This is a genomic window from Herbaspirillum sp. NPDC101397 (assembly GCF_044767325.1).
Classification (GTDB): Bacteria; Pseudomonadota; Gammaproteobacteria; order Burkholderiales; family Burkholderiaceae_D; genus Herbaspirillum.
Genome location: NZ_JBIWNS010000004.1, coordinates 391,137 through 412,945, shown reverse-complemented (window position 1 = coordinate 412,945; position 21,809 = coordinate 391,137). Strand labels below are relative to the sequence as shown.

Sequence of the window (21,809 nt, the reverse complement as noted above, 5' to 3'; positions counted from 1 at the left end):
TCCGAATCCGATATGCATCGCTACACACACTACTTCCCGTCCCGTTGCGGCGACGACCAGCTTGACGTCGTCTCGCTGCTGCTCAAAGGCTTGCTTGAAAACAGCGACCGTACGCTGATTGTCTTCAACGGCCGCAAGACCTCCTTCGCCGAGATGGCGGTGCGTGTCGCCGCCATGCAGCAACGCCTCGTCGCCCGCGGTATCCGCCGCGGCGACCGCGTTGCGCTGATGCTGGAAAACGGCCTTGACCACATGGCGCTGATCTATGCGCTGATGCTGAGCGGCGTGGTGTGGGTGCCGGTCAACATGCGTCTGAAGGCGCCCGGCATCAGCTATCTGCTGGGGCATTGCGCCCCTACGCTGTTTATTGCCCAGCGCAGCTTCGCCGAACCGCTGGCCGAGCTGCCAGAGTTGCAGGACAGGCTGGCCTGGCTCGATGAATTCGCCGGTGAGATGCCGGTGCCGGAACAGCCGCGTCCGCGCGCCGCCGACATTGCACCGCTCGACACGCTGTGCCTGATCTACACCTCCGGCACCACCGGCGCACCCAAGGGCGTGGTGTTTACGCATCGCATGATGCGCATCGCCAGCGAAGGAACACTGCTGGTGTCGGACGTGCGTCCCGGCGACCGCATGTTCGTGTGGGAACCGCTGTGCCACATCGGCGGCGCACAGATGCTGCTGGTGCCTTTCCTGCAGCAGACCGAACTGCATATCGTCGAGCGCTTCTCCTCCAGCAAGTTCTGGCAGCAAGTGGAGGCGGCGCAGGCCACGCATCTGCATTATCTCGGCGGCATCCTCGACATCCTCACGCAGCTGCCGCCTGACATGCAACCGCCGCATCACACGCTGCGCGTGGCATGGGGAGCAGGTGTTTCTCCGCGCGCCTGGAACGGCATCCTGGCGCGTTTGAAACTGTCGCTGCGCGAGTGCTACGGCATGACCGAAGGGTCAAGCTTCACCACCGTCAACACCAGCGGCAAAGTCGGATCGATCGGTCGCGCGCTGCCGTGGCTGAAGGTCGAACTGCGCGATGCCGACGGCATGCCGACGCCGGTCGGCGCGATCGGGCAAGTGGTGGTCTCCAGCGATGTCGAAGGCTGCTTCCTGCCGGGCTATCTGGACAATCCCAAGGCCAGCGCGGAAGCGCTGCAGGGCGGCAAGCTGCACACCGGCGACATGGCGCGCATGGACGAGCAGGGCGACCTGTATTTTGTCGGCCGCAAGACCGACAGCATGCGCGTGCGCGGCGAGAACGTCTCGGCCTGGGAAATCGAACGCGTCTTCGTGATGCATCCGGCGGTGGCGGCAGCCGCTGCGGTCGGCGTCACCGGAGACATCGGCGAGCAGGATATCATGCTCTATGTGCAATACAAGGAAGGGCAGGAAGCGTCCTTTCCGGCGCTGGCGGAATGGGCGAAATCGAAGCTGGCCAGTTACCAGCTGCCGCGCTATTACATCCAGGCCGACGGTTTCGAGACCACGCTCAGCGAACGCATCAAGAAGCACCTGCTCAAGCCCGACCTCGCCGCCGCATGGGACAGTAGCCCGGTGCGGGCAGAACGACGATAATAGCGCTTTCAATCAAACCTTCACGCGGGTCTTTATCCGTCCACGCCGCAGAGCCACCAAGCCGACAAGCCAACTTATGACGAAGAAAACCGACGGCGCTGAAATCAAGATGCGCGCCAAGCCGGCCAAGCGCGCTACTGCGGCAGTTGCCGCCGACACTGACGAAGCCGGCGTGGTGGCGCCCGCGACCGACAACACCGGCATCAACTCGCCGCTGTACGTCAACTCGGTGGAAAAATCCATGCGCGTGCTGATGGCCTTCGACGGCCAGCAGCGCCAGCTGTCGCTGTCGCAGATCGCTGCACTGACCGGCTTTGACCTCAGCACGGCGCAACGCTTCACCTACACGCTGATGACGCTGGGTTACCTGACCAAGGATGACGAAGTCCGCAAGTACGAGCTCGCGCCCAAAGTGCTCAACTTCGCCTATCACTACCTGACCTCGAGCGACCTGGTGCGTCGCGCCACGCCTTACCTGCAGCAATTGAGCCAGGAAACCGAAGAGACCACCAACCTGACCATCCTCGACGGCGCCGACGTGGTGTTCGTGCAGCGTATCGTCAGCCGCAACGTACTCAATCCCAACGTCGTCACCGGCACGCGCCTGCCCGCCTATTGCACGGCCTCGGGGCTGGCGATCATGTCAACGCTGGATGATGCCGAGATCGACGACATCCTCGACCGCAGCGATCTCAAGATGTACACGCCGTTCACCATCGCCGACCGCGGCCAGATCAAGCAGCGCCTGGCGCAATTCCGCGAGCAGGGCTATGCGCACATCCGCGAGGAATATTTTCTGGGAGACATTTCGACCGCCGCAGTGGTCCGCGATTCTCGCCTGGGCCGCGCACTCGGCGCCGTCAACATGGCGGTTACCACGGCGCGCTGGAACGGTGAGAGCGACGAACGTCGCCACGCCGATCTGGTGATGCTGGCGGCGCGCGCGATTTCCATCCAGGGACGCTAGACGCCTGCGCGTTTGCGCCCAAGTACGCGCCAGCCCAGGCTCATGCCCGCCGTCGCCAGCAGCACTGCCGCGACGCCGCACCATTGCAGCGGCTGCAGCCGGTGCCCGAACGCCACCCAATCCACCGCAATTGCCGCCACCGGATAGATGAACGCCAGCGTGCCGGTGATCACGGTCGGCAGCTTCTGGATCGCGCCATACAGCCAGACGTACATCACGCCGGTGTGGACGATGCCCATGACGATCAGGTAACTCCATCCCGACCCTTGCGGCAGGGCGGAGAAATCCGCCAGCGGCGCCAGCAGCACGATACCCACGGCAACCTGGATCAGCGCGATCAGATGCGGCGGGGTGCCGGTCAGGCGCTTGGCGATCAACGCCGCGATCGCGTACAGGAAGGCGGCACCGAGCGCCAGCGCCACGCCCGCCAGGTAACTGCCGCTGGCATAACCCGCGTCCGCGCGTGCATTGACGATCACCAGCATGCCGATGAAACCGGTCGCCAGCCACACCAGCTTGTCGGCGGCAATGCGCTCGCGCAGCAGCACGGCGCCGAGCACCACCAGCATCAGCGGCTGGGTGTTGTAGACCGTCGTCGCGATGGCGATGGACGCATGCGAATACGCGGCGAACAGCAGCACCCAGTTGAACACGATGGCGACGCCACCCAGCGCGGCCCAGCCGAGCACGCGCGCGCTGAGCAGCTCGCGGCGCAACAGGCCGCGCCAGCCGCAGATCGCCAGCAGCGCCAGCGTACCGAACACGCAGCGCCAGAACACCACATTGAGCACCGACAGTCCCGACGCCAGCACGAACCAGCCGATGCTGCCCGAAATCAGCATGGCGCCGGTCATCTCGAAGGCGCCGCGCCTGATGTTTTTTGTCATGGATATTCCTCGTAGGCAGAAGCCGATATTGTGCCGGACCGGGGCGGCCGGTTCCATGCATTAAATTAGGCAAAAGCCGGATTCGGCCTTTATTATTGATGGTGTTTTCCGGCATTCAGGAGTAAAGAAAAGATGCTCGACCATATCGACAAGAAGCTGATCCAGCTGCTCGCGGCGGATGCGCGCGCCTCGCTGAAGGCCTTGGCGCAGGCTAGCGGCCTATCGGCGCCGAGCGTGACGGAACGTCTCAAACGGCTGGAAGAGCGTGGCATCCTGACGGCCTACACGATAGACATCGACACGCATGCGCTCGGCTACCAGATCCAGGCCATCGTGCGTATCCGCCCCTTGCCGGGACAGCTGCACGCGGTCGAGCGGCAAATCCTGGCAACGCCGGAATTCACCGAATGCGACAAGGTCACGGGAGAGGATTGCTACATCGCGCGGCTGTTGGTGCGCACGCTTCCGGAGCTGGACCTGGTGCTGGACCGTTTCGCCGCCAGCGCGCAGACCAATACGGCCATCATCAAGAGCACGCCGCTCAAGCGCAGGTTGCCGCCGCTGGCGGGCGGCGAGTGAGGCTACGTCCCGGACTGCATGACTGCAGTCCGGAATGCCTTGCAATGATCAGGTGCGCAAGGCTGCCTGACCGCCGCTTTGTTCCGCCAGCACGAACACGCTGACCAGTTGCGCCAGGTTGGCGGCCTGTTCCTGCATCGAGGCCGCCGCCGCTGCGGCTTGCTCCACCAGCGCGGCGTTCTGCTGCGTGACTTCGTCCATCTGGTTGATGGCGCGGTTGACTTCTTCGATGCCCGAGCTTTGTTCCTGCGTCGCCGCGCTGATTTCCGCCACCACGTCGGACACATGTTTGACGCTGGTGACGATGTCCTGCATGGTGACGCCGGCACGCTCGACCAGCTTGCTGCCGATGTCGACCTTGCCGACCGAATCCTCGATCAGCGCCTTGATTTCCTTTGCCGCACCGGCGCTGCGTTGCGCCAGTGTGCGCACTTCCGATGCGACCACCGCAAAGCCGCGGCCCTGTTCACCGGCGCGCGCCGCTTCTACTGCGGCGTTCAAGGCCAGGATGTTGGTCTGGAAGGCGATGCCGTCGATCACCGCGATGATGTCGACGATCTTGCGTGAGGAAGCGTTGATTTCTTCCATGGTGTCGACCACCTGGCCGATCACTGCGCCACCGTCGACCGCCACACCCGAGGCGGAGATGGCGAGCTGGTTGGCTTGTTTGGCGTTGTCGGCATTCTGGCGCACGATCGAGGTGAGCTGCTCCATCGCGGAGGCGGTTTCTTCGAGGGCGCCGGCTTGCTGTTCGGTGCGCGACGACAGGTCGAGGTTGCCGGCCGCGATCTGGCTGGATGCGGTGGCGATGGTGTCGGTGCCGCTTCGCACGCCGCTGACGATCTTCGACAGATTGTCGCGCATCGAGCGGATCGACAGCAGCAGGCTGTGGCGGTCGTTCTTGCGCAGGGCGATGCGCGTCGACAGATCGCCTTGCGAGATGCGGTCGACCACGCCCATGGCGTCGGCCGGCTCTCCGCCCAGCTGTCTCATGACGGTGCGCAGCGTGAGGTAGGCGATGACACCGATTACCGCCATCAGCGCGCCGCCGATCAGCAGCAGGATCAGCGCGTTGCGATAGAACTGGGTGTTGATGTCGTCGATGTAGGCGCCGAAGCCGACGGTCCAGTCCCACGGCGCGAACTTGATGACGGCATACAGTTTCTGCACTTTTTCCACCGTGTTGGGACGCGTGCCTTCGGCCTGCAGGATGCCGATGTCATGTCCGGCCAGCGCCGCGCGGTAGCGGTCGCCGTCGGCGCGCGCGGTCTTGTCCTGGATGCCGACGCGCTTGGGGTTCGGATGGACGTAGTTGACGTCGTCGGTGTAGCCGCGCACGAAGAAGTAGTTCTGGTCCTTGGCGAAGCTGCCGATGATGAGCTTGGCTTGCGCCTGCGCCTGTTCGCGCGTCATCTTGCCGGATTGCTCGAGCGCGTAGATCTTGTTCAGCGAAGCGTCGGCCAGCGTCACCAGCAGCGACAGCTGCGCAGTGCGTTCTTCCAGCATGGTGTTCTTCAGGGTGTTGAGCGAGACCATTGCGATGATCACGATGCCGAGCAAAGTCGGTGCGCATAAAAGAACGATTCTGGTGCTGAGCTTCAAGATGCTTCCCCCGTGGTGGTGATCCGGCCGTCGACTTCGATCTGGTCGTCGGCGTTGTTGTGAACGTGTATTGTATGAAAGCTGATTGTCATCAAGCTGAAATATTTCTAGTGTATAGCGCAATATTTCTAAGATTTCAGCAAGTTCTGCGCCATGCACGTAAAAAAGGCCCTGTAAGAACCGGGCCTTTCTCCTCTCTTTTTCCCGATCAGGACGGCAGAAAGGCCACCAGCCATGGCATGCGCCGGCCGGCCGACTCGAAGGCCTCCGGCTGGGTCGCGAAACGCGTCGCCGAGTAGTCCGCCGTCAGTGTCCATTTCCCTTCGTCTTCAGGATCCTTGCGAAATGCCTTGTAGCTGAAGCTGCCGTCGTCGTTTTCGATGAAGTCGACGCAATGCATGCCGTTGTCGTCTTCGATGCTGAGGATCACGTTCTTGTTCATGGCTGGTCCCTGGAGTGCCGCGCGGTAATTTGCGCCGTGGCTCCGGCGCGCCGCTTAACGGTACTACGGAATCGGCCGACCCGCGCAATGCGGCCGGTAACCAGAGCTTGGTCAATAGTGGATGGTGACGACGCGCGGCGCCTTGCTGCGGTCGGCGCCGGTGGAGTTCATACTGGCAGAAGACGTCACAGGTCTGGCCATGTTCGCCGATTCGGGATCGCGATCCAGATAATACGGATCGGCCGACGCTGCCACCGCGACGATTTCACCGAGCACGTTGTGCGCGCGTTCGGTCGCTGCAACCTGGACGCTGTTGCAGGTTTCGAAGTAGTCCGCGCTGCCTTCGCTGAAGTCGATCCGGCAACGTTCCGCCACCACCGCAGACGCGCCCAGCTGGCCCGTCGATGCTGCACGCGGCCCATGACCCAGATGAAGTTGCATGCCGATTGCCAGCGTCAGCAGTGCGAGTGAACAGGTTTGTTTGGTCATCATTTCCCCTCCCTTTGATTTAACTTTAATTGACATTTCTGCCATGCCCTATCGGAGAAATCCTGAGAGGTATGTTGGAATGATTTCCCTGGGGAAACAGGTGAAAAGCCCCGTAAGTAACTGGTAAGTCGGCCTGCCCGATGATCGTGGCGCATTCCATCCACCACGATCTCCGGGAGTTTTCGATGATCGTGGTGCATTCCATTCACCACTCTCCCCGGGAGTTTTCATGCGGCACACTACAGTTGTCCTTCGCGCCATCGTTTTTGGCGTCACCCTCGGCGGCGCTTGCGCGGCGTCAGCACAAACCGCAACGCAAGACGCCTCAGGCGGTAATGGCGTCACCGGCCAACAGGAGCCGGGCTGGGGCATCGGCCTCGGCGCCGGCTTCGAGCGTAGCCCTTACCGCGGCTACGGCACCAAGACCTCGGCCCTGCCCATTCTTCTGTACAACGGCGCCTACTTCCGCGTGGCCGGTCCGGCTGTCGACTTCAAGCTGGGCAGCCTGGGCCAGTTCGATTTCACCCTGCGCGCCAAATATGCCAACCAGGGTTACAAGTCCGGCGATGCGCCCATCCTCAACGGCATGGACGAACGCAAGGACGGTTTCCACCTGGGCGGTACGGCGACATGGCGTGCGCCGTTCGCCAAGTTCACGCTGGAGTGGCTCAAGGCCGCCGGCAACAGCAACGGCCAAACGGTTAAACTGGGCGCCGAGCGCGGCTTCACAACCGGCAGCGTGCGCCTGACGCCGCATCTGGGCGTGACCTGGATGAACAACGAATACGTCAACTATTACTATGGCGTGAAGTCGTCGGAAGCCACCTCCGCCCGCGCGGCCTACAACGGCAAGTCGACCGCCAACGTCGATGCCGGGGTGCGCGCCGACTACAGCCTGACCACGGCGCAGTCGGTGTTCCTGGACCTCGGCGTGACGCATTACGGCAGCGGCATTACCGACAGTCCGCTGGTTGATCGTTCCACCTCGCCGTCGCTGCGGCTGGGGTATGTTTATAAATTCTGAGGGTAAGCAATGAATCGCATCGCGCTGCTGGAAGATCATGAACGCATGGCGGCGCTGATTGCGAAGGCGCTGGCTGCGGCCGGCATCGAGACCGATGTTTACGCCACCATCGCGCATGCCGCCGCCGGCTGCACGCAGATGGCGTATCCGGTGCTGGTGCTGGATCGCAGCCTGCCTGACGGCGACGGCCTTGACCTGGTGCGGCAGTTGCGCGCGCGCGGCGTGCTCACACCGTGCCTGATGCTGACCGCGCGCGATGCCCTGCATGATCGCGTGGCAGGACTCGAAGCCGGCGCCGACGATTACCTGCCCAAGCCTTTTTCGATGGAAGAAATGGTGGCGCGTGTGCGTGCGCTGATGCGCCGTCCCGCGCAGCTGCAAAGTCTATCGCCCGAATTCGCCGGCTTGCGCGTCGAGCCCGACGCCGGCTGCATGCGCCAGGGCGAGGAGTCGGTGTCGCTGGCGGCGGCCGAGATGCAACTGATGCTGGCGCTGGTGCGCGCGGCCGGCAAGTCGGTGCGGCGCACGGCGCTGGAAGCGGCGGCCTGGGGTTTGTCCGAACCGGTCACGCCGAACGCGCTTGATGTCGCGCTGCATCGGCTGCGGCGCAAACTCGCGGCGATTGAATCGCCGCTGCAGATCAGCAATATTCGCGGCCATGGCTATGCCTTGCTCGATGCCGCAAAGCCGGAGCAGGTGCAATCATGAAGAGTCTTTCCTCAAGACTGCTGACCACGACGGCGATCGCGCTGAGCTGCATCAGCGGCATCGTCGTGCTGGTGCTGGCAGTGCTGTTGCGCTGGGGGCCGGACATGCTGATCAATCTGGATCTGGAGCACAATGCGGCGCGCATCGTCGCCGGCGTCCATTTCAATGCCGGCGGCGTGCCCGACAGCGTCAGGTTGAATCAGAAAATGACGGCGATCTATTCCGTGCTGTTGCAGGATGCCGCCTACCGTGTGGTCGATCAGCGCGGCGTCGCCTTGCTGTCGTCGGACCACGCCGCCACAGCCTATGCACCCGCCGGTGAAAACTTCGATCCGCAGCGCACCCGCTTCCGCGTGGTCAACAGCGGCGAAGGGCAACAAGTCCTGACCGTACCTTTCATTCACGACGATCGCACTTTCTACGTCCAGCTGATGCGCAGCGAACGCATGCAACGGATCATCGTCGGCAGCGACAGCGAAAAAGCGCAGAAGATCGCCATTGCGGTCGCCGTTGTCGCCATGCTGCTGTTCAGCCTGATCGTGGTGGCCACCTTGCATCGCGCGCTGAAGCCGCTGCGCAAGGCGTCAGCCGCCGCCGGACAGATCCAGGTCGACAACTTGTCCGCGCGTTTGTCGCTGGAAGACGTGCCGAGCGAACTGACGCCGCTGTTCACCGCTTTCAATCTGGCATTGCAACGGCTGGAGGACGGTTATCGCGTACAGCGCGAATTCCTCGCCACCGCCGCGCATGAGCTGAAGACACCGCTGGCGCTGATGCGTGGCCAGATCGAGCTGGATGAGCGCGGCGACCGCGGCGCTTTGCTGCGCGACCTCGACCACATGGCGCGCCAGGTGCATCAACTGCTACATCTGGCTGAAGCCAGCGAGCACCAGAATTACGCGATGGAACAGATCGACCTCAAGGACATCGCCGCCGAAGCTTCCGCGCAACTGGAGCGCCTGGCGCAACAACGCGAAGTGCATATCGTCGGTCCGGCCAACGAAGAACCGGTAATGATCGCAGCCGATCGCGGCGCGCTGTTCGTACTGATGCGCAACCTGATCGAGAATGCCGTGCACCACGCGCCGCCCGGCAGCGCCGTCGATGTCGACGTCAGTGCGCGCGGCGTCGCCGTGCGCGACTACGGCGACGGGATTCCGGCCGACGCCATGCCGCAATTGTTCAAGCGCTTCTGGCGCGGCCCACATCGGCGCGACGAAGGCGCCGGCCTGGGCTTGTCCATCTGCGAAGAAATCGCCCATGCCCATGGCTGGACGCTGCAGGCTGAGAACGCAGGGCCGGGCGCGCGTTTCAGGATCAACTTCAGGGCCGGCTTGCAGGCGACTGCAGTCTGACAATCAAGCCTTTTCGGCTGCTTTTGCAGTTGTTTTATTGTCGTTTCCATAATATTTTCCGCATTGCGGAAAGCCATGCCCCCGGTATCCGCTTTACTACAGACACGCGCCGCGCTTTTCTATATCATCGCGCCTTTGCAAAAAAGCAGGGATAAGTATGTCAGACGCTTGCGGCGTGGATTTCGGCACATCCAATTCCACGATGGGCTGGAGCAGGCAGGGACAACCTTCCTTGCTCGCGCTCGAAGACGGCAAGATGACCTTGCCGTCGGTGGTGTTCTTCAACGCCGATGAAAACGAATTCAGCTACGGCCGCGCCGCGCTGTCGACCTACCTGGCCGGCTACGAGGGCCGGCTCATGCGTTCGCTCAAGAGCCTGCTCGGCTCGGGCATGATCGACGGCCAGACCGAAGTGGGCGGCCGCGCGCTGCCGTTTCGCGCCTTGCTGTCGCAATTCATCGGTGAACTCAAGCAGCGCGGCGAACGCGCCGCCGGCCGCCGCTTCGACAGCGTGGTGCTGGGCCGTCCGGTGCACTTCGTCGACGACAACGCCGAGGCCGACCAGTTGGCGCAAGACACGCTCGAAGAAATCGCGCGCGCGGTCGGCTTCAAGCACATCGCCTTCCAGTACGAACCGATCGCCGCTGCCTTCGACTACGAATCCACCATCGCCCGTGAAGAACTGGTGCTGATCGCCGACATCGGCGGCGGCACCTCGGACTTTTCGCTGGTGCGCCTGTCGCCCGAGCGCGCGAAGCAAACCGACCGCCTCGACGACATCCTCGCCACCGGCGGCGTGCACGTCGGCGGCACCGACTTCGACAAATACCTCAGCCTGTCCAGCGTCATGCCGCTGCTCGGCCTCGGCAGCAAGCTGACCAGCAACAGCGAAGTGCCGTCGGGTTATTACTTCAATCTGGCGACCTGGCACACCATCAACCTGATCTACACGCGCAAGGCCTGGCAGCAATTGCAGGACGTCTACCGCGAAGTCGCCGAGCGCGACAAGTTCGCGCGCCTGCTCGACCTGGTCGAACAGCGCGCAGGCCACTGGCTGGCGCTGCAGGTGGAAGCGGCCAAGATCGGCCTGTCGGCCGATGAATCCTTCACGCTCGAACTCGACCGCCTGCGTCCGCCCGAGACGCTGCAACTGAGCCGCGCCGGTTTCGACGCCAGCATCGACCATCTGGTGGAGTCGGTCGAGCAGACCGTCGGCAAGCTGCTGGCCGACGCCGGCGTGAAGGCCGACGCCATCGATTCGGTGTTCTTCACTGGCGGCTCCAGCGGCGTGCACCTGCTGCGCAAGCGCATCGCCGCACTGGTGCCGAATGCCAAACAAGTCGAAGGCGATTTGTTCGGCAGCATCGGCGCCGGCCTCGCTTTAGATGCCGTGCGGAAATTCTCTTGATCGGTTTCTGCCACTGACGGTGCACTGACGCCGCTTCCCGTATACGGAATTCCGTTGTGATTCGCCGGTAGTGCTGGCATCATCGCAACAAAATATTCTCAGGGGAAAGCCGTGCGTCGTCTCTTCGCAAAACATGGTGCGCGCTGGTCGTTGGCGCTGGTGCTGACGCTGCTGGCGGGCGGGCAAGTGATGGGCATGCTGCCGGCATTCCTGACCGAGCGCATCGATCTGTTCTTCTACGACATGCGCATGCGCATCGCGAAAGTGGAAACCGATCCGCGCATCGTCATCGTCGACATCGACGAGAAGAGCATCGCCGAAGTCGGCCGCTGGCCGTGGAGCCGCGACGTCGTCGCCGCCCTCATCAGCAAAATGACCGACAGCTACGAAGCGCAGACCGTCGCCTTCGACGTGGTGTTCGCCGAACCCGACAACAGCTCCGGCTACGCCACCTTGGAAAGCCTCGCGCACAGCGAACTCAAGGGCCTGCCGCAATTCGGCCAGCAACTGCTGACGCTCAAATCCAAACTCGATTTCGACGCGCGCATGGCCGCCGCCATCCAGGGCCGCCCGGTGGTGATGGGCTACAACCTGTCCAATGAACCCGACGCCATCGCCAAAGGCCAGTTGCCGAAACCGGTGTTTACGCTGGCGAGCCTCGGCGGTCGCCGTCTCGACGTCACCAACTGGAAAGCCTACGGCGCCAACCTGCCGCAGTTGCAAGAGGCGGCCGAAGCCGGCGGCTTCTTCAATCCCTTGCTCGACAACGACGGCCTGATCCGCCGCGTGCCGCTGATCGCGCAAGTCGGCGACAATTTCTACGAATCGCTGGCGCTGGCCAGCGCCCGTTCGGCGCTCGGCGCCACGCGCATGAAGCCGATCTTCCTGCAGCAGGATGCGGTGATGTCGGACCAGCAGCTGCGCGACTACGGTGCGCTTGAATCGATTGCGCTCGACACCAAGCCGCGTCCGACCTTCATCCCGGTCGAGCGCCACCTGACCACGCTGGTGACCTATCGCGGCCGCGGCGGCGTGCACGGCGGCGCGTTCCGCTACGTGCCGGCGGTCGACATCCTCAAGGGACGCATCCCCAAGAACGACCTGGCCGGCCGCGTCCTGCTGGTCGGCACCACCGTGCCGGGGCTGTACGACTTGCGGGCCACGCCGGTCAGTCCGAATTATCCCGGTGTGGAAATCCACGCCAACATCATCGCCTCCATCCTCGACGGCGACTTCAAGCAACGGCCGGAATTCGCCATCGGCTTCGACCTCGTGCAGATCCTCGTGATCGGCCTGGTGCTGGGTTTGCTGCTGCCGTTGCTGGGACCGCTGTGGGCTATCTTGCTGGCGTCGGGCACGGCGTTCGGTATCGGTGCGCTCAACTTCTGGCTGTATGACAGCGCCGGACTGGTGCTGCCCATGGCCACCGCCTTGCTGCTGATTGCCGCGCTGTTCATCTGCAATCTGGGCTGGGGCTACCTGTTCGAATACCGCAACCGCCGCGCCATCGTCAACCTGTTCGGCGAATACGTGGCGCCGGAGCTGGTCGCCGAAATGGCCGCGAACCCTGCCAGCTACAACATGGAAGGCGAAAGCCGCGAACTGACCGTGATGTTCTCCGACGTGCGCGGCTTCACCACGATTTCGGAAGGCTTGCAGCCCAATGAATTGCGCGAGTACATCAACGCCTACCTGACCGCCATGTCGGAAGACATCCGCGGCAATCGCGGCACGCTCGACAAGTACATCGGCGACGCCGTGATGGCATTCTGGGGCGCGCCGATCGCGTTGCCCGACCACGCCGCGCGCGCGGTGACGACGGCATTGAAAATGCAGCAGAGCTGCCTCGTGCTCAATGAAGAATTCGCCAAGCGCAACTGGCCGCCGCTGAAGATCGGCATCGGCCTCAACACCGGCAACATGCGCGTGGGCGACATGGGCTCGAAGATCCGCAAGGCGTACACGGTGATGGGCGACGCGGTCAATCTGTCGTCGCGCCTGGAATCGATCACCAAGGTCTACGGCGTCGGCGTGCTGGTTGGCGTAGCCACGCGCGACGCCGCGCCGGAGTTCGCCTACCGCGAGCTCGACAGCGTGCGCGTCAAGGGCAAGAACGAGCCGGTGCCGATTTTCGAACCGCTCGGGCTGGCGTCGGAACTGACTCCGGCGCAACAGGCTTCGCTCGACCAATGGACGGCGGCGCTGGCGCTGGTGCGCCGGCAGCAATGGGATGAGGCCGAGCAGGCGATCCTTGCCTTGCAGCAAGAAAGTCCGCACGGTTTGTATGATCTCTACCTGCAGCGCATCGCCTATTTCCGCGCGCATCCCTTGCCGGCGGATTGGGACGGCGTCACTACTTTCGAGACAAAATAACAACGGCACCGGGCGGCGCCAATCCCGCCCGGGACGGTCGTTTCGGGGCAAAGTCGCGGATTAAATTTCCATGCGGAAATTTAAGTGACAGGCCGTTGTAAGTTAAGCGAAAACCCATAGCGAATATCAGCGATTTTTGTCGACAGGCAATACGCTCAATCTTATACTTGCCGGTATGTAGCGTCGTCGGGGTGGGTGGCGCTCAGATGGCGGTTTTCGTCGCAGGATCGGGCAGCGCGCGCAACAAGAAGAATAAACGCGCAGGCGCTACGGATGCGGCGATGACGATCGCCGTCGCATCACATTTCTTTCCACTGGATCATCTCTGTCGCTGAATATCCCGCTGCGTGCGCAAGCACCCGGCGGTTTGGCGTGTGCATGGCATATGTACGACGAAGACGATCCGGACCGGAGAAATGCAGGGGCGTCGGGCCGCATGAAGAATGCGCACCAACGCAAGAGGGCAGGGAAGTTCACGATAAATCGAGGCGACGCCGGTCTGCAGAGTGCAGGCCGGCGTGGTCCTGAACCAAGCATAAAAAAATGAAACATCGTTTGATGCAATGTCTATTGGGGATGACGTTGACCGTCGTCGCGGCGAGCGCGCTGGCCGAGGACGAGCGCTTCAACATTACGCGTTTCCATATCGAGGGCAATACGCTGCTGTCTGCGGAAGAAGTGCAACGCCTGGTGGCGCCGATGACCGGCCCCGGTCGTGTCTATGGCGATGTGCAAAAGGCGTTGGAAGCGCTCGACAATGCCTATCGCAAAGAGGGCTACAGCGCAGTGCAGGTCTATGTGCCCGAGCAGGAGCTCACCAGCGGCGTGGTCAGGATTCAGGTGACTGAAAACATGATCAGGGACGTTACCGTCACCGGCAATAAATATTTCAGCGAAAAGAATATCCGCGCCAGTGTTCCGGCGCTCGAAATCGGCAAGACGCCCAACCTGCGCGCCATTTCCGAAGCAGTGCAACTGAGCAACGACAGCGCGGCCAAGCAAATCAACGTGGCCCTGACCTCTGCCGAGGAAGACGGCAAGATTGATGCCGAAGTCAAGGTGACCGACTACGATCCGCTGCGCGTGTTCCTGACGCTGGACAATACCGGCGCAGCCAGCACCGGCAACTGGCGCACCGGCGTGGCGGTCCAGTATGCCAACCTGTTCGATCGCGACCAGGTCGGCACATTGGCTTACACCACCTCCCCGGACAGTCCGCACGGCGTCAAGGTCGATATCTATTCGCTGGGCTATCGGATTCCGCTCTACAGCATCGGTGACAGCCTCGATTTCATCTACGGTAAATCCAGCGTCAATACGCCGGGCGGATCGCCGACGTTGGGCGGCGTGCTGGGATTCACCGGCAAGGGCGACGTCTACGGCCTGCGCTGGAACCATTTCTTTGCGCGCGAAGGCGAAACCAGCACCAAGCTGGTGTTCGGTGTGGATTACAAGAAGATCGATTCGCGTTGCAGCGTCAACGGCTTTGAAATCCCCATTACACCGCCGACGCCGCTGATCGCGTCGTGTGTGCCGTACACCACCATGCCGCTGAGCGTGACCTATAGCGGTGTGACACGCAGCACCGGCCAGAACATCGACTACAACATCGGCATTGCACGCAACTGGGGTACAGGCACCGCCTACACCAATCCCCAGGGCGGCAACCGCACTGATCGCTATTCGTATCTGACGCCGGGCAGCCGCAACACCATTGATGATTTCATCGTCCTGCGCGGCGGCGGATCGCTCTTCAAGGGCTTCGCCAATGACTGGCAAATGCGCGTTGCAGTCAGTGCGCAATATGCTTTCAATCCGCTGGTATCGGCGGAGCAATTCGGCCTGGTCGGCGCTACCACAGTGCGCGGCTTTACCGAGCGTGCGGTTGCCGCCGACAGTGGCGTGATCGTCAACGCCGAGGCCTATACGCCGGAGCTGGCGAGCAAAGGCAACCTGCGTCTGCTGGGCTTTTACGACATCGGCCGCGGCTACAACAAGAACGTCGGCAACAGCGGCATCCCGTCCGGCATGACCGTCGCCAGCATCGGCTTCGGCGCACGCTATGCGCTTGGCCGCGACTTCAACGTGAAACTGGATGTGGCGCGCGTGGCCATTGCGGGCACATCCCTGACCGAAAAACGTGGTGACTTGAACGCGCATGTCAGCGCGACATTGGGGTTCTAACATGAATAATCCAGACCAGAAGACTGTCATCGGCAAAGACACCGTGCACATCGAATTAGCGCCGCCATCGTTCACGATGCGGGTGGGCAAGCGCCGCCTCACGATGAGCTGGCGTGCACGCAAGCCGGTGCCGGTGTTGCTGACGGGTTTGTTGCGTCGTTCGTGGCGCGCGATGTTCGGTCGTGGATTGCGCATCTCGATGACGGCCGCTGCCATCTGTGCGGCATGGAACGTCCCTGCGCTGGCAGCTGCACCGCCGGTCAATACCTTGCCCACCGGCGGCGTGATCACCTCAGGCACTGCCACGATCACGCAAAACGGCAACACGCTGAACATCAACCAGAGCACGCAGCAGGCGATCGGCAACTTCACCAGCTTCAGCATCGGCGCCAACGCCACGGTCGACATCAGCCAGCCGAACTCCGCAGCAGCGTTCCTGGCGCGCGTGACCGGCACCGATCCCTCGCTGATCTACGGCCACCTCAAAGCCAACGGCATGGTGGCGCTGATCAACCAGAACGGCATCATGGTGGGACCGGGCGGCGTGGTCGACGTGGCGCGTTTCATCGCCAGCACGCTCAACATCACCGATGGCGATTTTCTGGCCGGACGCCTGACTTTCAACGCTGGCGCGACCGTCGGCAACGTCGTCAACGAGGGCACCATCAAGACCGGCACCGGTGGCAGTGTTTACCTGATTGGCGCCAACGTCAGCAACAGCGGCGTGATCCAAAGCCCGAACGGTGAAATCCTGCTGGCCGCCGGCCAGACCGTGCAACTGGTCGACACGGCCACACCGGGCGTGACGGTCAACGTCACCGGCATCGCCGGCAGCGTGACAAATCTCGGCACCATCACCGCCGAAGCAGGCCGCATCGGTATCGCAGCCGGCCTGATCAACAACAGCGGCAACATCAACGCCAGCAGCGTGGTGAGCGAGGGCGGGCGGATCTTCCTGCGTGCGTCGCAGAATCTGACTACGACCGCGAGTTCCAAGATTACTGCGGACGGCGCCACCAAGGGCGGCAGCGTGGTGTTGTATTCGGATGGCGCGGCGTATATCGACGGCGACGTCTCGGCGCGCGGTGCGCCCGGCCAGGGCGGTTTCGTGGAGACTTCGGGTCTGAAGTCGCTGGATGTGGTCAAGACTCCGACGGTGGGCAGCGGCGGCACCTGGTACATCGACCCCTACGATCTGGAAGTGGTGAGCGACGCGGTCGCCACTGCCAACACGGACGGCACCAGCGTGATCAGTTCTGTCGGCAATAGTTCGAAGATTCGTGCTTCGACCATTGTTGGTTTGCTCAACGTCGGTACCGACGTGACCCTGGCTACCGGCAACAGCGGAGGAGCGGATGCCGGCGACATCACCATCAGCGCAGCCATAAACAAAACCGGTGGCGACGCAGCCAGTCTGACGCTGAACGCGGACAACAACATCATTATCAATGCAGATATCACGAGCACCTCAAACGCACTGAATCTGAACCTGAACACGAATGTGCACGATGCAAGCGCTGGCACCCATTCGGCACAACTCAATGGCGCGAGGATAGCGCTCAATAGCGGCGTTCTTAATGTCAGTGAAGGCTCCGGCAATGTCGGGAATGGCAATCTGAACATCATCCACGGTGGCGTGTTCGATCTCGGCAGCAACAGGGCTTGCTTTTCGAACACATTCGCAGGCTCGCTGTTTACCGGCAACCTGACAGTGGACGCGACCAGTTCGGTTGTCGACACCGCCAATTACAATGGACAGTTCTTTGTCAATGGCACGCTGGCGAATCAGGGTACGGTAAGTTTGAATAATATTTCAGGAACTGTCGGAACGTTCAATAACGATGGCGTGGTGAATCTGAACCAGATGCGTGTGGGATCGGGGTTTACGGTTTCCGGAGCGTTCACCAACAACAGTAGCGGCACCCTGAATATCAACGATGCTACTTCATCGGGACTGGCACTGGGGCAGTTGGGTAATGCGGGTGCCGTCAACGTGGTCAACTCTACACTCAACGCCGCCGCGATTGCCAATGCGGGTACGGTCAATCTGACCAACACCGTGCTGAACTCCAGCTCAATCAATAATTTGGGCATTTTCAACGTCAATTACAACACGACCTTCGTCTATGCCCTGACCAACAACGGTGTGATGAATCTCGACTCCACTGCCAATAAACCGAATGGTTATACGGGCAAGACGGAAATTACTTTTAATGGCGACATCAACAATTACGGCACGCTAAACGTTACCGGACAAGTATTCGGTTTGGGCGACGTTCAGAACGGCAATAGCGACCATCCAACTGGCACCGTCAATATGAAAGGTGGCAGCTTCGCGGCCCACACATTCACGAACGCAAATGGCGCCACGGTAGCCGGCACCGGATCGATCGCGGTTGGAGGCGACGCAGGAACTTTCTTCAACAATGGTGTGTTGGCTCCTGGTGGCGACGGCACGGTCGGTACGCTGACCATCAACGGCGGCTATACGCAGGGATCGACCGGTAGCTTGTTGATCGACATCGCTGGGAATACTGCCGGCAGTTACGACGTGCTCAATATCAATGGATCAAACGGGCTCAATCTGGATGGCACGCTCCAAACTAAATTGTTGAACAATTACACGCCGCTGGTGGATGACGCATTTGCAGCGATCAACGGGCCCGCGGCGACTGGCGGCGTATTCCGTCATGTACTGGGTGACGTGCTGACCACCGGCGGCGCGCAGAGAATGATCAAGGCGCGCTACAACTCGGAGACCGGTCTCTCGCTGGTCATGTCGGCGCCGGAAACCCTCACCTTCGCCGCAGACGGGTACGACTCCTGGGGCAATGCCAGCGCCTGGTCGACAGGCTACTTCCCGACTGCCATTGATAATGTCGTGGTGGCATCGTCCTCGCAACTGTCGCACAACAACACGGATGGCATCGACATAGTCAAGAGCATCACTTTCAATGACGACTCGGGCCTGAACATCAACGGTGGTACCGTCAAGGTCGGCAACATCATTTCGCTTGGGCATTCGACCGTATCGGTCAGCGGAGAAGGCGGGGGCGGGGGCGGCGAAGGAGGCGGCGAAGGTTTTAACGGCTTCAACAATGTCGTCGTTACCGATCCGAGTCCGAATTCCGGCGTCCTCAACATATCCGGGTCAGCACGTGTGAGCAGCCTGACCCTGTCCGGCACCGGCACGGTCAACGGCGACGTGAACTCCGCGCTCAGCGTGACCGATTCTTTTTCGCAAAGCAACGGCAGCGTCATCAATAGCAACGGCTCGGTCAGCCTGAGCCAGGCTACCGGGGATCTGGTGGTGGGCAACATCACTGCGCGCAATCTGGTACTGGAATCGCAGAACGGCGCGATCATGCAGACTGCCGCCTTGCATGTGACGCGGCAGTTGCTGGCTTCATCCGTTACAGGTCTGACGCTGGACAATGGTGCGAATCGTATCGCCGCGTTCGCCGCCAACAACCGGGGCATCAATGACATCATCTTGCGCAATAACCTGGATTCGGCGGATACCTCTGTGTTCCGGATCAACGGCGTCACCAACGCCAACGGCAGCATCAGTATCATCAATACCGGTGCTACCGCGACGACGAGCTTGGGCTCCGGAGCAGATTTTCTGACGACGCTGCCGACTGCGCCTGACCTCGATCCCGTTCCTACACTGGCAGACAGGTTGAACACGCTGGGGATCGTCAGCAACGGTACGGTCAGCGCAGGCATGTTGTCGCACACGGTCACGATTGAAGCGCACAGCCCGTTGACCATCGGCAGCGGCGGCATCACTGCGGCAGGCGGCATCGCGCTTGCGGCGGGTACGGCGGGATCCGGATCGAGCAACGATAGCCTCGTCGTCAATGGCCAGCTTGCTTCTGCCGGAGGAACCATCAATCTGGTCGCCGGCGGCAGTCTCAACATCAACGCCAATATTACCGGTGCATATACCCCAGGTGTTCCTGCTCCGGTATATGGTCCGGGTGTAATGCTCAATGGTGTTCAAGTGGGGCCGTCAATTCAGACAAATCCGACCACGACGCCGATCACCGTAGCCACCGACACTACCAGCCAGATTGATCGCAGCGTCAACAATACTCAGACCACGACGACAAGCACCCCATCGACCTCAGGCACCAATCCGGTCATTGACAACACCCAGACCACCGGTGGCGGAGCCGGCAGTTTCGGTGGCGACGATGCTGAGCCTGCAAGTGGGCAAAGCAAGCCTGCCGGCGTCAAAAAAGTCTCCAAGCTGTATTGCAGCTGATATCTCGGGAACCGATCAATATGAAACAACTTAATTCCATGGGATACCAATCCGGTCGTATCAACCTGTCGCATACCTTGCGTCTGCTTTGCCTGCTCGCGCTGATAGGCTGGAGCAGCGTCTCCTATGCACAAGTGGTTGGCGTGGTTACGCACTTGTCCGGCGTGCTCACCGCCAAGCGGGCCGACGGCAGCACCGCGGTGCTGGCGATTCAATCGAAGATCCAGCAGGGCGACACGCTGATCACCGAATCCAACACTTATACCCGAGTGAAGTTTCTCGACAACGGTGAAATCGTGTTGCGGCCCGGTTCGCAAATCGTCGTCAAGAGCTATCTCTACGACGCCGAGAAGCCGGCGCAGGACAACGTTGCCATCAGCCTGGTCAAGGGCGGTCTGCGCGCCGTCACGGGCCTGGTCGGCAAGCGCAATCACGATGCGGTGAGCTTCGATACGCCAACTGCGACCATCGGTATTCGCGGCACCCACTTTGGCGCGCTGTTCTGCCAGAACGATTGCGGCGGCGTGCCGACGTCCAGCGGCAGCACGCCGCAGAACGGCTTGCACGTCGACGTCGCGCAGGGAGCCATCGTGCTGACCAACCCGGCCGGGCAGCAGGTGTTCCAGACCGGACAGTTCGGCTACGTCGCGAACCAGAATACGCCGCCGACGGTGATACCACCGGCGCAAGGCGTGCCGGTGACGATGCCGCAATCGATCAGCAGGAATGCGCCGACGACGAGCGCAAACGGCGCAGGTGGTTCCGGCGGCGTGGATTGTATCGTCCAGTAAAGTGGCGACAGGAAACAGGGAAATGCGGCGGCGCTGTGCAGACAGCGCCGCAGTTCTTTGAGATTCCGGAAAGAGAGGCGCTTAGAAGCTAAGCACCGACTCGGCCATGAGCATCTTGATGTTGCGTTTGCCGGCGCCTTGCAGCAGTTCTTTCTCGATCTGGTTGAACAGACCAGGCTTGGCGTGGGTGATGAGGATTTCCGGATTGCTGTCGAGCTTGGCCAGGTCTTCGAGCAGCAGGCTCGGACAGAAGTGCTTGGACAGCTTCGCCAGTTCGCGCTCGCTGTCGGGGAAGGCGGCTTCGACGATCAGGTAGCGCAGCTTGTCGATCGTGTTGACCGCTTTCCACAGCGCGTCGCAGCTGGTGGTGTCGCCGCTGAACACCATGCTCGCGCCGCTGCTCAAGTCCTGCAACTGATAGCCGACCGCCGGCACGGTATGGTTGGCCGGCAGCGCGGTGATGCTGCGTTCGCCGATCACCAGCGACTTGCCGACTTCGATGGTGTTGAAGCGCAGGAAGGGGTTTTCGGGCGAGGGGATTTCGCTGAAGTCGGGCCAGATCTGCCAGTTGAAGATGTGCTTGCGGATGATGTCTTGCGTCGCCTGTGTGGCGTGCATGGTCAGCGGCGTGTTGCGCTGGTCGCCGACGCTGTCGAGGATGAAGGGCAGGCAGGCGATGTGGTCCAGGTGCGAATGCGTGATGAAGACGTGGTCAATCGCGGCCAATGCATCCAGCGGCAAGTCATTGACGCCGGTGCCGGCGTCGATCAGGATGTCGCGGTCCGCCAGCAGCGACGTGGTGCGAAGGGTGTTGCCGCCTATGCCGCCACTGCAGCCGAGAATTTCTACGCGCATCGTATGGACCAGATTGAAGTGATGACTGTGGCGACCCGGAACGAATATGTTCGTGCGGAAATGTTCCGCTCCCCCGTGATTGCACTCTTGTTTTTTTCTTGAGAGATTGCCTTATGAAACCAAAAATGTAGCAATCTATACAACAGTTTGGATGGTAAGTTATCCGTCAGTCTAAATCAATAAAAAGCACGGGCTGCTTCGGCGAAACAACAGGAAAACCTGATGCAGATCAGGCGTGTGAGCAGCAGAGTTTCCGTACGTCATCGCCAACGCGGATGTGCATTGTCTCGTGACGGTAACAGG

At 61.6% G+C, this 21,809-nt stretch carries 16 protein-coding genes; 11 read left to right on the top strand and 5 right to left on the bottom strand.

The window, feature by feature from the left end:
• Positions 1-12: 12 nt before the first annotated feature.
• On the top strand, positions 13-1,572 hold the full coding sequence (locus tag ACIROW_RS12355; protein ID WP_402275774.1) for an AMP-binding protein: 1,560 nt from the start codon (positions 13-15) through the stop codon (positions 1,570-1,572).
• Between the two features lie 109 nt (positions 1,573-1,681).
• Positions 1,682-2,539 (top strand): IclR family transcriptional regulator, encoded by an 858-nt coding sequence (locus ACIROW_RS12350; protein WP_402275964.1) that lies wholly within the window; start codon positions 1,682-1,684, stop codon positions 2,537-2,539.
• Here ACIROW_RS12350 and ACIROW_RS12345 read toward each other — a convergent pair.
• Entirely contained in the window at positions 2,536-3,426 is an 891-nt protein-coding gene (locus tag ACIROW_RS12345) for a DMT family transporter (RefSeq protein WP_402275771.1), read from the bottom strand. The genes ACIROW_RS12350 and ACIROW_RS12345 overlap by 4 nt on opposite strands.
• A 132-nt stretch (positions 3,427-3,558) precedes the next feature.
• On the opposite strand from ACIROW_RS12345, the gene ACIROW_RS12340 reads away from it, so the two are divergent.
• Complete coding sequence (locus ACIROW_RS12340; protein ID WP_402275769.1) at positions 3,559-4,005, top strand: Lrp/AsnC family transcriptional regulator; 447 nt, start codon at positions 3,559-3,561, stop codon at positions 4,003-4,005.
• Positions 4,006-4,053: 48 nt separating this feature from the next.
• On the opposite strand, the gene ACIROW_RS12335 is transcribed toward ACIROW_RS12340, so the two are convergent.
• From ACIROW_RS12335 to ACIROW_RS12325, 3 genes are all read right to left on the bottom strand, one after another.
• On the bottom strand, positions 4,054-5,607 hold the full coding sequence (locus ACIROW_RS12335) for a methyl-accepting chemotaxis protein (protein WP_402275766.1): 1,554 nt from the start codon (positions 5,605-5,607) through the stop codon (positions 4,054-4,056).
• 208 nt (positions 5,608-5,815) lie between these two features.
• Positions 5,816-6,049 carry a hypothetical protein gene (locus ACIROW_RS12330; protein WP_402275764.1) on the bottom strand — a complete coding sequence of 78 codons (234 nt, stop codon included), beginning with the start codon at positions 6,047-6,049 and terminating at the stop codon, positions 5,816-5,818.
• 111 nt (positions 6,050-6,160) lie between these two features.
• A complete protein-coding gene (locus tag ACIROW_RS12325) occupies positions 6,161-6,541 on the bottom strand; it encodes a hypothetical protein (RefSeq protein WP_402275761.1) in 381 nt (126 codons plus the stop codon).
• A 226-nt stretch (positions 6,542-6,767) separates the two neighbouring features.
• On the opposite strand from ACIROW_RS12325, the gene ACIROW_RS12320 reads away from it, so the two are divergent.
• From ACIROW_RS12320 to ACIROW_RS12285, 8 genes are all read left to right on the top strand, one after another.
• Positions 6,768-7,562, top strand: a complete 795-nt coding sequence (locus tag ACIROW_RS12320; protein WP_402275759.1) for a MipA/OmpV family protein — start codon at positions 6,768-6,770, stop codon at positions 7,560-7,562.
• Positions 7,563-7,571: 9 nt separating this feature from the next.
• Entirely contained in the window at positions 7,572-8,270 is a 699-nt protein-coding gene (locus ACIROW_RS12315; RefSeq protein ID WP_402275756.1) for a response regulator transcription factor, read from the top strand.
• On the top strand, positions 8,267-9,625 hold the full coding sequence (locus tag ACIROW_RS12310) for a sensor histidine kinase (protein WP_402275753.1): 1,359 nt from the start codon (positions 8,267-8,269) through the stop codon (positions 9,623-9,625). Before ACIROW_RS12315 ends, ACIROW_RS12310 begins: the two co-directional genes overlap by 4 nt.
• A gap of 157 nt (positions 9,626-9,782) precedes the next feature.
• Positions 9,783-11,033: an Hsp70 family protein gene (locus ACIROW_RS12305; RefSeq protein WP_402275750.1), complete on the top strand. Its 1,251-nt coding sequence runs from the start codon at positions 9,783-9,785 to the stop codon at positions 11,031-11,033.
• Between the two features lie 189 nt (positions 11,034-11,222).
• Positions 11,223-13,406, top strand: coding sequence for a CHASE2 domain-containing protein (locus ACIROW_RS12300; protein WP_402275962.1), 2,184 nt, complete (start codon positions 11,223-11,225; stop codon positions 13,404-13,406).
• A 543-nt stretch (positions 13,407-13,949) separates the two neighbouring features.
• Positions 13,950-15,590, top strand: coding sequence for a ShlB/FhaC/HecB family hemolysin secretion/activation protein (locus ACIROW_RS12295; RefSeq protein WP_402275747.1), 1,641 nt, complete (start codon positions 13,950-13,952; stop codon positions 15,588-15,590).
• Between the two features lies 1 nt (position 15,591).
• Positions 15,592-19,860: a beta strand repeat-containing protein gene (locus tag ACIROW_RS12290; RefSeq protein WP_402275744.1), complete on the top strand. Its 4,269-nt coding sequence runs from the start codon at positions 15,592-15,594 to the stop codon at positions 19,858-19,860.
• Positions 19,861-19,880: 20 nt separating this feature from the next.
• Positions 19,881-20,651 carry a FecR domain-containing protein gene (locus ACIROW_RS12285; protein ID WP_402275741.1) on the top strand — a complete coding sequence of 257 codons (771 nt, stop codon included), beginning with the start codon at positions 19,881-19,883 and terminating at the stop codon, positions 20,649-20,651.
• Between the two features lie 81 nt (positions 20,652-20,732).
• Here ACIROW_RS12285 and ACIROW_RS12280 read toward each other — a convergent pair whose 3' ends face one another.
• On the bottom strand, positions 20,733-21,506 hold the full coding sequence (locus tag ACIROW_RS12280; protein ID WP_402275738.1) for a 3',5'-cyclic-nucleotide phosphodiesterase: 774 nt from the start codon (positions 21,504-21,506) through the stop codon (positions 20,733-20,735).
• Positions 21,507-21,809 lie beyond the last annotated feature (303 nt).

Excerpts from the sequence above, each read along its gene's own strand:
- ACIROW_RS12355 (WP_402275774.1), top strand. The coding sequence starts at position 13 with ATGCATCGCTACACACACTACTTCCCGTCCCGTTGCGGCGACGACCAG.
- ACIROW_RS12350 (WP_402275964.1), top strand. The coding sequence starts at position 1,682 with ATGCGCGCCAAGCCGGCCAAGCGCGCTACTGCGGCAGTTGCCGCCGAC.
- ACIROW_RS12345 (WP_402275771.1), bottom strand. The coding sequence starts at position 3,426 with ATGACAAAAAACATCAGGCGCGGCGCCTTCGAGATGACCGGCGCCATG.
- ACIROW_RS12340 (WP_402275769.1), top strand. The coding sequence starts at position 3,559 with ATGCTCGACCATATCGACAAGAAGCTGATCCAGCTGCTCGCGGCGGAT.
- ACIROW_RS12330 (WP_402275764.1), bottom strand. The coding sequence starts at position 6,049 with ATGAACAAGAACGTGATCCTCAGCATCGAAGACGACAACGGCATGCAT.
- ACIROW_RS12325 (WP_402275761.1), bottom strand. The coding sequence starts at position 6,541 with ATGATGACCAAACAAACCTGTTCACTCGCACTGCTGACGCTGGCAATC.
- ACIROW_RS12320 (WP_402275759.1), top strand. The coding sequence starts at position 6,768 with ATGCGGCACACTACAGTTGTCCTTCGCGCCATCGTTTTTGGCGTCACC.
- ACIROW_RS12315 (WP_402275756.1), top strand. The coding sequence starts at position 7,572 with ATGAATCGCATCGCGCTGCTGGAAGATCATGAACGCATGGCGGCGCTG.
- ACIROW_RS12310 (WP_402275753.1), top strand. The coding sequence starts at position 8,267 with ATGAAGAGTCTTTCCTCAAGACTGCTGACCACGACGGCGATCGCGCTG.
- ACIROW_RS12305 (WP_402275750.1), top strand. The coding sequence starts at position 9,783 with ATGTCAGACGCTTGCGGCGTGGATTTCGGCACATCCAATTCCACGATG.
- ACIROW_RS12300 (WP_402275962.1), top strand. The coding sequence starts at position 11,223 with ATGGGCATGCTGCCGGCATTCCTGACCGAGCGCATCGATCTGTTCTTC.
- ACIROW_RS12295 (WP_402275747.1), top strand. The coding sequence starts at position 13,950 with ATGAAACATCGTTTGATGCAATGTCTATTGGGGATGACGTTGACCGTC.
- ACIROW_RS12290 (WP_402275744.1), top strand. The coding sequence starts at position 15,592 with ATGAATAATCCAGACCAGAAGACTGTCATCGGCAAAGACACCGTGCAC.
- ACIROW_RS12285 (WP_402275741.1), top strand. The coding sequence starts at position 19,881 with ATGAAACAACTTAATTCCATGGGATACCAATCCGGTCGTATCAACCTG.
- ACIROW_RS12280 (WP_402275738.1), bottom strand. The coding sequence starts at position 21,506 with ATGCGCGTAGAAATTCTCGGCTGCAGTGGCGGCATAGGCGGCAACACC.